Source organism: Achromobacter sp. AONIH1 (assembly GCF_002902905.1).
GTDB lineage: Bacteria > Pseudomonadota > Gammaproteobacteria > Burkholderiales > Burkholderiaceae_B > Achromobacter.
Map to the genome: position 1 here is coordinate 6,332,305 of NZ_CP026124.1, position 13,159 is coordinate 6,345,463.

Sequence of the window (13,159 nt, forward strand, 5' to 3'; positions counted from 1 at the left end):
AGAATTGGGGGGATCAGCGGACGGCGGGATTCAGGCTGGCCAGGTAGGCGCGCCAGCCGCCATGCGCCGTGATGTCGCTCGCGCCCTCCAGGCCGCGCGGCTCGCAGATGAAGCCCTTGACCTGCCGCCCGTCCTCCAGCTCCAGCGTGCCGATGCCCAGCGGCGGCGGGATCTCGGCGACGAAGCCGCCGAACGCGGCGAGAGGGATGTCCCACAGCTCGACCTCGATGGGCGCGCCATCGGCGCGCTTGGCCAGGCCCGGCTTGGGCGGCGTGGTGTTGGCCAGCGCATACAGCCGGTAGTCGCCCGCCGTGCGCGTCTTTTCCACCAAGACGGCATGGCGCGAACGGAGCTGATGGTTCAACGGCATGCCGCTGAGGTGCGCGCCCACCACGGCCACGCGCAGCATGCCCGGCGCCGGATCACGCGACGCCGGCGCGGCGGGCAGCGGCTTGCCGGTGGCGCCCAGCGGCAGGCCCAGGCGCGCCTGCCAGCGCCTGCCGAATTCGGCCAGCGCATGGTCCTGCCAGGCCAGGCCCAGCACGGTGATGCCGGCGGGCAGGCCGTCGCCGCGCATGCCCGCCGGCAAGGCCAGCGCGCACAGGTCGGCCAGATTGGCGAAATTGGTATAGCGGCCCAGCCGCGAATTGAGCGCCAGCGGATCCTCGCGCAGCTGTGCGATGGTGTAGATGGACGGCGCGGTGGGCACCAGCAGCGCGTCCACGTCCGCCAGCGACTGCTGGATGACGCGCGCCAGCGCGGCGCGGCGGTATTCGGCCTGGAAGGCGTCCAGCGCGCTGTAGCGCCCGGCCTCTTCGACGATGCCGCGCACCACCGGGTCGATCACGCCCGGCTGCTCGCGCCACAAGGCCTCGACCGCCGCGAACCGCTCGGCCACCCACGGCCCCTGGTACAGCAGCGCGGCCAGCTCGGCATAGGGCGAGAAATCGACGGTCCGCAGCTCGGCGCCGGTGGCTCGCACCTCACGCAGCGCCGCGTCGAAGGCGGCCTCGGCCTCGGCGTCGCCGTGGAACTCCAGCTTGTCCGGCACCGCGAAACGCGGCCGCGCCGGCCAGGGACGGGCCGTGCCGGCCGGCACGGGCCGCGAGTAGGGATCGCGCGCGTCGTAGCCGCCGGCGATGTCGGCCACGCGCAAGGCGTCGTCGACCGTCAAGGCGAACACCGACACGCAGTCCAGCGTGCGGCAGGCCGGCACCACGCCGGCGGCGCTGAGCCAGCCGCGCGTGGGCTTGAGTCCGACGATGTTGTTGAAGCCCGCCGGCACGCGTCCCGAGCCGGCCGTGTCGGTGCCCAGCGAGAACGCCGCCAGTCCGCGCGCCACCACCGAGGCCGAGCCCGAACTCGATCCGCCGCTGATGTACTCGGGCCGAAACGCGTTGGCCACCGCGCCGTGCGGCGAACGCGTGCCCACCAGGCCGGTGGCGAACTGGTCCAGATTGGTCTTGCCGATCAGGATGGCGCCGGCGGCGCGCAGGCGCCGCACCACGCCGGCATCCTCGTCGGGCGTGTAGGCGAACGCGGGGCAGGCGGCGGTGGTCGGCCAGCCCGCGACGTCGATGTTGTCCTTGACCGCGTAGGGCACGCCATACAGCGGCAGGCGCGACAGGTCGCCGTCCGCCGCCGCCAGCAGCCGCGCCAGTTCGTCCAGCTGGCGCGCCAGCGCCTGGCCGTCGACCCGCAGGATCCAGGCATTGTCGGCGGGCGCGTCCGGCGCGGCGGCGTGGCCGGCCAGCAGCGCCTCGGGCCGGGCGCCCGCGAAATAGGCGGCCTGCCATTGCGCGATGGTCCAACCGGCGGTGTCGAACTGAGTTGCTGCGGCGTTCATGCTGGAATCCTCTCTGGTATGCAAGTACGGATTCCCAAGCAAGCGGCATGCCATGTCCGCGCCCGCAGCGCGTTTTCCCCCTGTTTCCCTGCCACGACATCCCGCGCGGCCACAAGGCGCGGCGCGCCGTCGCGGCGCCGGCGCGCACCAGCGCCGCGCAGATCACGCACCTGTTTTGTGCACGCGGCACCAGATTGAGCAAGCCGCTCCGCCGCATCGTTCCCGCGCCCCGCCCTTCCCGCCTACATATAGCGGCCCCGCCGCGCCGCCGCCTCCGGCGCGGCTGGCACGGGTCTTGCTTTGATGTCCTGGCGAGGCGCGGTACAGGCCCTGTCCATTTCATGCCGGCAATGCCGGCGCAACCTACCCAGGAGTCCCCATGAAACGCAGACTAGCCCTCAAGCAACTGACCGCCGTGAGCCTGCTGGCCCTGGCCGGCTGGATGCCCTCGGTCCATGCCGCCGAAGACACGATCAAGGTCGGCATCCTGCATTCCCTGTCCGGCACGATGGCGATCTCGGAGACCTCGCTCAAGGACGTGGCGCTGATGGCGATCGATGAGATCAACGCCAAGGGCGGCGTCATGGGCAGGAAGCTGGAGCCCGTGGTGGTCGATCCGGCCTCGAACTGGCCGCTGTTCGCCGAGAAGTCGCGCCAGCTGCTGGCGCAGGACAAGGTGGCGGTGGTGTTCGGCTGCTGGACCTCGGTGTCGCGTAAATCGGTGCTGCCGGTGTTCAAGGAGCTGAACGGCCTGCTGTTCTATCCGGTGCAGTACGAAGGCGAGGAACTGGAGAAGAACGTGTTCTACACCGGCGCCGCGCCCAACCAGCAGGCCATACCCGCCGTCGAGTACCTGATGAGCGAGGACGGCGGCGGGGCCAAGCGCTTCGTGCTGCTGGGCACCGACTACGTGTACCCGCGCACCACCAACAAGATCCTGCGCGCCTTCCTGCATTCCAAAGGCGTGAAGGACAGCGACATCGACGAGGTCTACACGCCCTTCGGCCATTCCGACTACCAGACCATCGTCGCCAACATCAAGAAGTTCGCCACCGGCGGCAAGACCGCCGTCATCTCCACCATCAACGGCGACTCCAACGTGCCCTTCTACAAGGAACTGGGCAACGCCGGCCTGAAGGCCACCGACGTGCCGGTGGTCGCCTTCTCGGTGGGCGAAGAGGAACTGCGCGGCGTGGACACCAAGCCGCTGGTCGGCCACCTGGCGGCCTGGAACTATTTCGAGTCGATCAAGACCCCGGTCAACACCGACTTCATCGCCAAGTGGAAGGCCTACGCCAAGGCCAAGAACCTGCCCAACGCCGCGACCGTGGTCACCAACGATCCGATGGAGGCGACCTACATCGGCATCCACATGTGGAAGCAGGCCGTCGAGCAGGCCAAGAGTACGGACGTGGACAAGGTCATCGCGGCCATGGGCGGCCAGACGTTCAGCTCGCCCAGCGGCTTCAAGATCATGATGGACAAGACCAACCACCACCTGCACAAGCCGGTGTACATCGGCGAGATCAAGGCCGACGGCCAGTTCAACGTGGTCTGGAAGAGCAAGGGTCCGATCCGCGCCCAGCCCTGGAGCCCGTATATCCCGGGCAACGAAGGCAAGCAGGGCCTCTGAGGGAGACGGCCGCCATGCGCAACGCTGCGATCGCACGCTACCTGCGTCGTCTCCTGCTCGCCATGTTCCTGGCCTGGCCGGCGCTGCCCGTGGCGGCGGCCGGCGTCGGCCAGGACCTGCTGGCGCCGCTGGCGGGCGACGATACCGACGCCAGGCTGCGTGCGATCGCCGCGCTGGGCGCGCTGCCCGGCGGCGAGGGCGCGGCTGTGCTGCGGGCCTTGGGCGCCGACCAGCTCTACGCGGCGCCGGACGGCCGCGTGCTGATCGGTGATGGCGCCCGCGCCACCGACCCGGCCAGCGGCGCCGCGCTGGACCTGCCGGCGGGATCCGCGTCCATCGGCATCAACAACCGCCTGCGCCGCGCCATCGAGGCAGCGCTGGCCGGCGCGCAGCTGCACGCGGCCGATGCCGGCTCTCGGCTGGCCGCCGCGCGCCGCCTGCAACAGACCAACGATCCCTCGCGGCTGCCCCTGATCGCGCAGGCGCTGGCCACGGAACGCGACCCGACCGTGCGCGCCGCGCTGGAGATCGCGCAGGCCAGGCTGGAATTGCAAAGCGCCGATCCGGCCGCGCGACGTCATGCCGTGGAACTGCTGGGCCGCAGTGACGACGCCGCGTTTCGTCCCGTGCTGGCGGCCTTGACGCAACAGCGCGACGGCGCCTATGCCGAACCCGACGCCGGCGTGCGCGAGGCCGCCGCCGACGCGCTGCGCCGCATCGACCGCCGCCTGGCCACCGTCGAATGGGCAGGCAATCTCTTCTACGGCCTGAGCCTGGGCAGCGTGCTGCTGCTGGCGGCGCTGGGGCTGGCCATCACCTTCGGGCTGATGGGCGTGATCAATATGGCGCATGGCGAGCTGCTGATGATCGGCGCCTACGTTACCTATGTGGTGCAGACGCTGTTCCGCGCCTGGCTGCCTGGCTGGCTGGATTGGTACGTGGCGGCGGCGCTGCCGCTGGCCTTCCTGGTCACGGCGCTGGTGGGCATGGCGCTGGAACGCACCGTGATCCGCTGGCTCTACGGCCGGCCCCTGGAAACGCTGCTGGCGACCTGGGGCATCAGCCTGATGCTGATGCAGGGCGTGCGCAGCCTGTTCGGCGCGCAGAACGTAGAGGTCGGCAATCCGGGCTGGATGTCGGGCGGCGTCACGGTGCTGGGCGGACTGGTGCTCAGCTACAACCGCCTGGTCATCATCGGCTTCGCGCTGGCCGTGGTGGCGCTGGTCTGGGTCTTGCTCAACCACACGCGCCTGGGCCTGTTCGTGCGCGCCATCACGCAGAACCGGCGCATGGCCGACTGCACCGGCGTGCCCACCGGACGCGTGGACATGCTGGCCTTCGGCCTGGGCTCGGGCATCGCCGGGCTGGCCGGCGTGGCGCTGTCGCAGCTGGGCAATGTGGGCCCGGACCTGGGGCGCGGCTACATCGTCGATTCGTTCATGGTGGTGGTGCTGGGCGGCGTGGGCCAGCTGGCCGGCACCGTCATCGCCGCGCTGGGCCTGGGCGGCGTCAACAAATTCCTGGAACCCTATGCGGGAGCGGTCATGGCCAAGATCACCATCCTGGCGCTTATCGTGCTGTTTGTGCAGAAGCGGCCGCAAGGCCTGTTCGCCCCGCGCGGCCGGAGCGTCGAATGAAGCCCGCCGCGCAGGATCCGGGCCTGGCGTTGCGCCGGCCGCTGTATTCCCCCCGCGCCTGGGCGGCGCTGGCCATCGTCGCCGCGCTGCTGGCGCTGCTGCCGCTGCTGAACCTGGCGTACTCTCCGGGCCATCCGCTGCATGTCTCGTCCTATGCCGTCGCCCTGCTGGGCAAGTTCATGTGCTACGCGCTGGCCGCGCTGGCGCTGGACCTGGTCTGGGGCTACGCCGGTATCCTGTCGCTGGGCCACGGCCTGTTCTTCGCGCTGGGCGGCTATGCCCACGGCATGTACCTGATGCGCGCCATCGGCCGCGACGGCGCCTACCAGAGCACGCTGCCGGACTTCATGGTGTTCCTGGACTGGAAGAGCTACCCCTGGTACTGGTCGTACACCGAGCACTTCTGGTACGCCATGCTGCTGGTCGTGCTGGTTCCGGGCGCGCTGGCCTTTCTGTTCGGCTACTTCGCTTTCCGCTCGCGCATCAAGGGCGTGTACTTCTCCATCATCACGCAGGCGCTGACCTTCGCGGCCATGCTGCTGTTCTTCCGCAACGACACCGGCTTCGGCGGCAATAACGGCTTCACCGACTTCAAGCGCATCCTGGGCTACGACATCACGGCGCCGGGCACGCGCGCCGCGCTGTACTGGTGCACGCTGGCGGCGCTGGCCGGCGCGCTGGTGCTGGCGCGCGCCGTCACGCAGTCCAAGCTGGGCCGGGTGCTGACCGCCGTGCGCGACAGCGAAAGCCGGCTGCGCTTCATCGGCTACGAGCCGCTGGGCTTCAAGCTCTTCGTCTGGACGCTGTCGGCCGTGCTCTGCGGCATCGCCGGCGCGCTGTACGTGCCGCAGGTCGGCATCATCAATCCCGGCGAGATGTCCACCGAGAACTCCATCGAAATGGTGATCTGGGTGGCCACGGGCGGACGCGGCACGCTGATCGGCCCCATCATCGGCGCCGGCGCGGTCAACGGCCTGAAGACCTGGTTCACCAGCGTGCTGCCGGAATTCTGGCTCTACGCGCTGGGACTGATCTTCGTGCTGGTCACGCTGTTCCTGCCAACCGGCATCGTCGGCCTGGCCCGCCGCATCGCCGCCCGCCTCTCGGCCCGCCGCCGCGACACGCTGTCCTGCGTCGCGCCCGCCCCCGTCCAGGAGCCCAAGGCATGAATACTCCCCACCCCGCATCCGATCCGCTGGACGGCGGCCCCAGCGGCGAAGCCGGCTACGGCCGCGTCAGCGCCAAGGGACTGGACACCACCCACGGCGCCATCCTGTACCTGGAAGACGTCACGGTCAGCTTCGACGGTTTCAAGGCGCTCAACGGCCTGACGCTGGACATCGGCGTGGGCGAACTGCGCTGCATCATCGGTCCCAACGGCGCCGGCAAGACCACCATGATGGACGTGATCACCGGCAAGACCCGGCCCGCGTCCGGCAGCGCCTACTTCGGCCAGAGCATCGATCTGACCACGCTCAGCGAAACGCAGATCGCGCATGCGGGCATCGGCCGCAAGTTCCAGCGGCCCACGGTGTTCGAGCAGCACACGGTGTTCGAGAACCTGGAGCTGGCCATGCGCGCCGACAAGCGCGTGCGCCCCACACTGTTCGCGCGACTGAGCGGCGCGCAGGCCGACCGCATCGGCGAGACGCTGGACCTGGTGCGCCTGCGGCCCGAGGCGTTCCGCGAGGCCGGCCTGCTGTCGCACGGCCAGAAGCAATGGCTGGAGATCGGCATGCTGCTGATGCAGGAGCCGCGACTCCTGCTGCTGGACGAACCGGTGGCCGGCATGACCGACGCCGAGACCGAGCGCACCGGCGAGCTGCTCAATGCGCTGCGCGGCCGCCATTCGCTGATGGTGGTGGAGCACGACATGGACTTCGTCAACCAGATCGCCGGCGACGGCAAGGTCACGGTGCTGCATGAGGGCGCGGTGCTGGCCGAGGGGCCGATGGCCAAGGTACAGGCCGACCCCCGCGTGATCGAAGTGTATCTGGGGCGCTAGTGTGCCGTCCCACGGATACGCCCGCACGAAATCCCCCTAGCCGCGACGCCACGGAGAAAGACATGCTGGATGCGAACGGAATCGATCAATACTATGGCGGCAGCCACACGCTGCGCGGCGTGTCGCTGTCGGTGCGCCAGGGCGAGTGCCTGGCGCTGCTGGGACGCAATGGCGTGGGCAAGACCACGCTGCTCAAGTGCCTGATGGGCGTGCTGCCGGTGGCGCGCGGCGGCGTGTCGCTGGACGGCGCCGACATCACGCGGCTGGCGCCGCACCAGCGCGCCGCGCGCGGCATGGCCTATGTGCCGCAGGGGCGCGACATCTTCGCGCGGCTGACGGTAGAAGAGAACATCCTGATGGGCATGGCGACCAAGCCGGCCGCGCGCGCGCGGCGCATCAAGGAGGAAGTGTTCGAGCTGTTCCCCGTGCTGCGCGGCATGCTGTCGCGGCGCGGCGGCGATCTGTCGGGCGGACAGCAGCAACAGCTGGCGATCGCGCGGGCGCTGGTGGCCGAGCCCCGCCTCATCATCCTGGACGAACCCACCGAAGGGATACAGCCGTCCATCATCAAGGACATCGGACGCGTCATCCGCATGCTGCGCCAGCGCGGCGACATCGGCATCCTGTTGTGCGAGCAGTACTTCGACTTCGCCCGCGAGCTGGCCGACCGCTACGTGGTGCTGTCGCGCGGCGAGGTCGTGGCCAGCGGCGGCCGCGAAACCATGGACGGCGAGGACGTGCGCCGGCATCTGTCGGTCTAGGCAAAGAACCACGCCGGCGCATGCCGTGCGCGCCGGCGTCCGGGGGAGCCTTCCGGAACCGATTTCCCTGTCGGCGGGATCTTTGATCATTGCTTGAAATTAGGCCTGCGCGCGGATCTGCTCCGATATAATCCGCGCTCATGTGCTCCGCCTCCTTCCTGACCCGACCCGCCATATGGATCGCGCTCGCCGTGATCCTGTGGGCGTCGCTGGTCCCGTCGCTGGCGCGCGCATTCAGCCCGGCGCACCCGGCGCAGCGCGTGTCGGTGGAGTATTGCGCCCCCGACGGCGCGGGCCTGGTTCAGATCGACGTGCGCGCGGACGACAGCGGCCAGTCGCCGCAACACGATGCGCACGAAGGCAGCCAGCATTGCCCGTTCTGCCGCAACCAGCAAGCCGATATCGGCATCCTGCCCGATCCGGCGCCGCTGCTGCTGCCAGCCTCCCTGGCCCGCAAGGTCAGCTATCCCCCGCTCTACTACCAGTCGGCCCGGCCGCTGCATGCCTGGAGCGCGGCCCAGCCGCGCGCCCCGCCGGCCGCCTGACCGGCCACGCCTGATGCACCGCGCCGCGCGCCCATGCGCGTGAACCGCGCCTGACGGCTCCCCGCCGACCGCCCCTTCCGCTCCCGATCGATCCGCCCTTCCGTGGCCGGTCCGCCCGCGTGCTTGCGCGTCCGGTCCGCCTGGAACGCCGGGCGGCGACGGGTCCGCAGTCCTGGCTTGCCCTACCCGTCCGCGACACATCGCGCGGCTGCCGCCCCCCGGCGGCGCGAGCGCGCGGCATCCGACCATGAAACCTGCATACGCTTACCTCCTGCTGCTGGCCGCGCTCGCGCCCACGGCCCCCGCCCTGGCGCTCAGCGCCGATCCGTCGGTGGAAACGCTGGCGCCCACCGTCGTCTACGGCGACGCCGCCGCCGAGACGCCGCCCAATGGCCGCATCAACCTGGACGCCCGCGACGGCACCGGCAGCCGCCTGGGGCTGACGCTGCGCGAAACGCCCGCGTCCGTCACCGTGATCTCGCGCGAGCAGATCGAGGCGCGCGGCGCCGCCAACACCCAGGACATCGCGCGCGGCATCCCCGGCGTGGACAACGCCTCGCCGCCCGGCATGGCCGGCGCCGTCAGCTACCGCGGCTTCAGCGGCAGCCAGATCTCGCAGCTGTTCAACGGCATCTCGGTGCAGTACGACGCCATCGCCGCCCGCCCCATCGACAGCTGGATCTACGACCGTGTCGAGGCCATCGGCGGTCCATCCACCTTCCTGTTCGGCGCCGGCGCCGTGGGCGGCGCCATCAACTACGTGACCAAGCTGCCGGAACGCGACACGTTCTACGAAGGCCGCTTCCGTCTCGGCTCCTTCAACTCGCGGCAATATTCCGTCGGCCTGAACCAGCAGCTGGCCGGCGAGCCCGGCGGCCGCGGCCACTACCTGCGGCTGGACGCGAACACCGGCTCCAGCCAGGGCTGGGTCGACGGCAACCACTCCCGCGCCAGCCAGCTCGCGCTCTCGCTGCTGTCGGACCTGGGCAGCGACGTGACCCAGACCTGGGCCTTCGAATACCAGCGCGAAAAAGTCGACCGCCCCTACTGGGGCACGCCGCTCAAGACCGGCGCCAACGGCGTGGTCAGCGGCGAGGGCCACATCGAGGACGGCACCCGCTACAAGAACTACAACGTCAACGACGGCCTCTACGAGCAGTCGGTGCTGTGGGCGCGCTCGATCACCGAATGGCGCGCCAGCCCCGCGCTGACGTTCAAGAACACGCTGTACTACTACCGCGCCGACCGCGACTTCCGCAACCTGGAGACCTATCGCTTCAACGCCGGCAACACCCAGGTGCTGCGCTCGGGCGCGCTGCTGCAGCGGCACGAGCAGCGTCTGATCGGCAACCGGGTCGAGGGCCTGTACCGCTCGACCCTGGCCGGCCTGCCCAGCGACTGGTCCTTCGGCGCGGACTACAGCGTCAACAAGCAGACCCGCTATCCGACCAGCCTGCCCGGCCAGGTGGACGCCATCGATCCCTACGACTTCTCGCCGGGAGATTTCTACGACATCCCCGGCATGAAGCGCGGCCACGTCGCCGACCGCGACAACCGCATCCGCACGCTGGCCTTCACGCTGGAGAACCGTACCGAGGTGCTGCCCGGTCTGTCGCTGGTCTCGGCGCTGCGCAAGGACTTCATCGACGTGGATCTGACCAACCGCCGCGCCGTCACCGCCAGCTCGCCGGCCAGCGCCTCGCGCTCGTATTCGCCGCTGACCGGCCGGCTCGGCCTGAACTGGCAGCTCAGCCCGGAAGCCTCGCTGTACGCGCAATACGCCACCGCCGCCGATCCCCCGTCCGGCCTGATGGCCACGGCCTCGTTCGCCGACGTGCTGTACAACGACAAGCTGACCACTGGTCGCCAGGCCGAGGTCGGCGGCAAGTTCGATTTCTGGGACGGCCGCGGCTCGGCCACGGTGGCGCTGTACGACATCCGGCGCAAGAACATCTCGACGCCCGACGCCAACAACCCCGGCGTCAGCCTGCCGGTGGGCGAGCAGTCCTCGCGCGGCCTGGAGCTGGCAAGCGGCCTGCGGCTGAGCAGGCAGGTGACGCTGCAGGCCAACATAGCCTTCGTCGCGCCGCGCTACGACGACTTCTCGCAGACCGTCAACGGCGTGGCGGTGTCGCGCAACGGCAAGGTGCCGACCAACACGCCGCGCCGCATCGCCAATATCTGGGTCGACTACGCCTTCCTGCCCGACTGGACCGCCAGCGCCGCCGCGCGCTATGTGGGCAAGACCTACGCCGACGCCGCCAACACCACCTGGGCGCCGGCCTACATGGTGTTCGACGCCGCCGTCTCGCACCGCATCGACCGGAACCTCACCGTGACCGCCCGCGTGCGCAACCTGACCGACAAGGTCTACGCGGCCAACGTCAGCAGCGCCGGCATGTTCTACCTGGGCGCGCCGCGCTCGTTCGAACTGACGCTGCAAGCGCGCTACTGAGGACCGCCATGAGCGCCCTGCCCCAGACCCGACCGCGCGCCGCGACCGGACCGTCGCTGGCCGCCCGCGCCAAGCGCTGGCTCTACCTGCTGCACCGCTGGGCCGGCATCACGCTGTGCCTGTTCTTCACCATGTGGTTCATCTCCGGCGTGGTCATGATGTACGTGGGCTATCCCAAGCTCACGCCCGCCGAGCGCCTGGGGCACCTGGCGCCGCTGGATCCCGCCGGCGTCACGGTGACGCCGGCGCAGGCGCTGGCGGCGGCCGGGCTGGAAGACGGCGCCGCCCTGAGCCTGTCGGCCAGCCGCGCCGGCCAGGCCGTGTATCTGGCCGGCGGCGGCCGGCGCGCGGCGCCCAAGGCGGTGGACGCCGCCAGCGGCGCGCTGTTGCCCGTGGCGGACGAGCGGGTGGCCGCCGCCACGGCCTCGGCCTGGTTCGGCGGGGCCTACCCGTTGCGATACGCGGGCGCGGTGGCCGAGGACGTCTACACGCACTCGCGCGCGCTGGATCAGCACCGGCCGCTGCACCGCGTCGACGTAGCCGATCCGGAACACACCCGGCTCTACATCTCCTCGGCCACCGGCGCCGTGGTGCTGGACGCCACCCGCGCCGAACGCGCCTGGAACTACGTGGGCGCCTGGATCCACTGGCTCTATCCGTTCCGAGGCAACGCGCTGGACCGCTGGTGGCACGACATCGTGGTGTGGCTGTCGGTGGCGGGCGTGACGCTGGCGCTCACCGGCACCGTGGTGGGCCTGATGCGCTGGCGTTTCTCGCGCCCCTATGCCAGCGGCAGCCGCTCGCCGTACCGCGAGAACATGATGCGCTGGCATCATCTGAGCGGCCTGCTGTTCGCCGTCGTCACCATCACCTGGATCTTCAGCGGGCTGATGTCGATGAACCCCTGGAAACTCTTCGCCAGCGGCGCCGCCCCGCTGGCGCAGGCGGCCTATGAGGGCCCGCCCGCGCCCGCCGCCACGCTGGCCGCGCCCGCCGCGCTGATCGCGGCCTTGCCCGCCGCGCCCCGGGAACTGAGCTGGACGCGCGCCGCCGGGCAGAGCCTGGTCCAGGCGCGCATGGCGGCCGGCGCGCCGCTGCTGCTGTCGGCGCGGGAAGCGCGCCCCGCCGCGCTCGACCCCGCCGTGCTGCGCGCGGCCGCCGCCACGCTGCTGCCGGACGCCCGGCTGGCCGAGGTGCAGACGCTGGAGCGCTACGACTTCTACTACTACGCGCGCGACGAACACGCCATGCTGGGCCATGTGGAAAAGCCGCTGCCGGCCTGGCGGCTGGTCTACGACAACCCCGAGGCCAGCTGGGTCTACCTGGATCCGGCCACCGGACAGCTCATCAGCCGGCAGGATCGCGCCAACCGCGCCAGCCGCTGGCTGTTCGCCTTCCTGCACAGCTGGGACTGGACCGGCCTGCTGGCGCGCCGCCCATTGTGGGACGCGCTGCTGATCTTCCTGAGCCTGGGCGGGGCCGCGCTCAGCCTGACCGGCGTGGTGATCGGCTGGCGCCGGCTGGGGAAGAAGTTGCGGCACTGAACCCGGCGGCGGGCCGGGCGCGGCCTGGGAACGCGGCGCGGGATGCACTATGCTCCCAGCCTCGACTCTGCTAGTGTGCTGTCCCGTAGGTACGTCCGCATAGCGAAATTCATCCATAGACGTCAGGGCTAGGCGCAAACCGCAGCGATACCCGTAGGTATCGCGAGGATTTGCAACGACGCCATGGCGGCTAGGGGTGGATTTCGTGCGGGCGTATCTGCGGGACAGCACACCAGGCCCAAGGAGCAGCCCATGTCCGACGTCACCATCTATCACAACCCCAAGTGCGGCACCTCCCGCAACACCCTGGCCATGATCCGCAACGCCGGCATCGAGCCGCAGGTCGTGCTGTACCTGGAAACCCCGCCCTCGCGCGCGGAACTGAAGGCGCTGTTCAAGCGCGCCGGCGTCGGCGTGCGCGACGCGCTGCGCGAAAAGGGCACGCCCTATGCCGAGCTGGGCCTGGACAACCCGGCCCTGGACGACGAAGCCCTGCTGGACGCCATCGAGGCCCATCCCATCCTGCTGAACCGCCCCTTCGTCAGCACGCCGCTGGGCGCGCGGCTGTGCCGCCCGTCGGAGCTGGTGCTGGACATCCTGCCGGCGCCGCAGCAAGGCGCCTTCACCAAGGAAGACGGCGAGGCCGTGATCGACGCGCAGGGCAAGCGCATCCAGAAGTGAACGCGCCCGGCGCGGCGAGCGGCCACATCCAATACCCACTTTCAGGGATAGC

At 70.3% G+C, this 13,159-nt stretch carries 10 protein-coding genes; 9 read left to right on the forward strand and 1 reads right to left on the reverse strand.

Annotated features, from left to right (window positions below; all coding sequences use genetic code 11):
• Positions 1-13: 13 nt before the first annotated feature.
• Positions 14-1,846 carry an allophanate hydrolase gene (gene atzF, locus C2U31_RS28915; protein WP_103275934.1) on the reverse strand — a complete coding sequence of 611 codons (1,833 nt, stop codon included), beginning with the start codon at positions 1,844-1,846 and terminating at the stop codon, positions 14-16.
• A gap of 379 nt (positions 1,847-2,225) precedes the next feature.
• Here atzF and urtA point away from each other — a divergent pair, with 379 nt between their 5' ends.
• From urtA to arsC, 9 genes are all read left to right on the forward strand, one after another.
• The gene (gene urtA / locus C2U31_RS28920; protein WP_103275935.1) at positions 2,226-3,479 is read left to right on the forward strand and encodes an urea ABC transporter substrate-binding protein; all 1,254 of its coding nucleotides are present in this window, start codon (positions 2,226-2,228) and stop codon (positions 3,477-3,479) included.
• Between the two features lie 14 nt (positions 3,480-3,493).
• On the forward strand, positions 3,494-5,116 hold the full coding sequence (gene urtB, locus C2U31_RS28925) for an urea ABC transporter permease subunit UrtB (protein ID WP_103275936.1): 1,623 nt from the start codon (positions 3,494-3,496) through the stop codon (positions 5,114-5,116).
• Positions 5,113-6,285 carry an urea ABC transporter permease subunit UrtC gene (gene urtC, locus C2U31_RS28930; protein ID WP_103275937.1) on the forward strand — a complete coding sequence of 391 codons (1,173 nt, stop codon included), beginning with the start codon at positions 5,113-5,115 and terminating at the stop codon, positions 6,283-6,285. The genes urtB and urtC overlap by 4 nt, the downstream gene beginning before the upstream one ends.
• Positions 6,282-7,121, forward strand: coding sequence for an urea ABC transporter ATP-binding protein UrtD (gene urtD, locus C2U31_RS28935; protein WP_103275938.1), 840 nt, complete (start codon positions 6,282-6,284; stop codon positions 7,119-7,121). The genes urtC and urtD overlap by 4 nt, the downstream gene beginning before the upstream one ends.
• 62 nt (positions 7,122-7,183) lie before the next feature.
• Positions 7,184-7,882, forward strand: coding sequence for an urea ABC transporter ATP-binding subunit UrtE (gene urtE, locus C2U31_RS28940; RefSeq protein WP_103275939.1), 699 nt, complete (start codon positions 7,184-7,186; stop codon positions 7,880-7,882).
• 140 nt (positions 7,883-8,022) lie between these two features.
• Complete coding sequence (locus C2U31_RS28945) at positions 8,023-8,427, forward strand: DUF2946 family protein (RefSeq protein ID WP_103275940.1); 405 nt, start codon at positions 8,023-8,025, stop codon at positions 8,425-8,427.
• Between the two features lie 247 nt (positions 8,428-8,674).
• Positions 8,675-10,882: a TonB-dependent siderophore receptor gene (locus tag C2U31_RS28950; protein ID WP_103275941.1), complete on the forward strand. Its 2,208-nt coding sequence runs from the start codon at positions 8,675-8,677 to the stop codon at positions 10,880-10,882.
• A gap of 8 nt (positions 10,883-10,890) precedes the next feature.
• Positions 10,891-12,426, forward strand: a complete 1,536-nt coding sequence (locus C2U31_RS28955; RefSeq protein ID WP_103275942.1) for a PepSY-associated TM helix domain-containing protein — start codon at positions 10,891-10,893, stop codon at positions 12,424-12,426.
• Between the two features lie 252 nt (positions 12,427-12,678).
• The gene (gene arsC / locus C2U31_RS28960; RefSeq protein WP_103275943.1) at positions 12,679-13,107 is read left to right on the forward strand and encodes an arsenate reductase (glutaredoxin); all 429 of its coding nucleotides are present in this window, start codon (positions 12,679-12,681) and stop codon (positions 13,105-13,107) included.
• Positions 13,108-13,159: the final 52 nt, after the last annotated feature.

Bases quoted from the DNA above. Each gene is read 5' to 3' on its own strand.
- urtE (WP_103275939.1), top strand. From the start codon at position 7,184: ATGCTGGATGCGAACGGAATCGATCAATACTATGGCGGCAGCCACACG.
- C2U31_RS28955 (WP_103275942.1), top strand. From the start codon at position 10,891: ATGAGCGCCCTGCCCCAGACCCGACCGCGCGCCGCGACCGGACCGTCG.
- urtB (WP_103275936.1), top strand. From the start codon at position 3,494: ATGCGCAACGCTGCGATCGCACGCTACCTGCGTCGTCTCCTGCTCGCC.
- C2U31_RS28945 (WP_103275940.1), top strand. From the start codon at position 8,023: ATGTGCTCCGCCTCCTTCCTGACCCGACCCGCCATATGGATCGCGCTC.
- urtC (WP_103275937.1), top strand. From the start codon at position 5,113: ATGAAGCCCGCCGCGCAGGATCCGGGCCTGGCGTTGCGCCGGCCGCTG.
- arsC (WP_103275943.1), top strand. From the start codon at position 12,679: ATGTCCGACGTCACCATCTATCACAACCCCAAGTGCGGCACCTCCCGC.
- urtA (WP_103275935.1), top strand. From the start codon at position 2,226: ATGAAACGCAGACTAGCCCTCAAGCAACTGACCGCCGTGAGCCTGCTG.
- atzF (WP_103275934.1), bottom strand. From the start codon at position 1,846: ATGAACGCCGCAGCAACTCAGTTCGACACCGCCGGTTGGACCATCGCG.
- C2U31_RS28950 (WP_103275941.1), top strand. From the start codon at position 8,675: ATGAAACCTGCATACGCTTACCTCCTGCTGCTGGCCGCGCTCGCGCCC.
- urtD (WP_103275938.1), top strand. From the start codon at position 6,282: ATGAATACTCCCCACCCCGCATCCGATCCGCTGGACGGCGGCCCCAGC.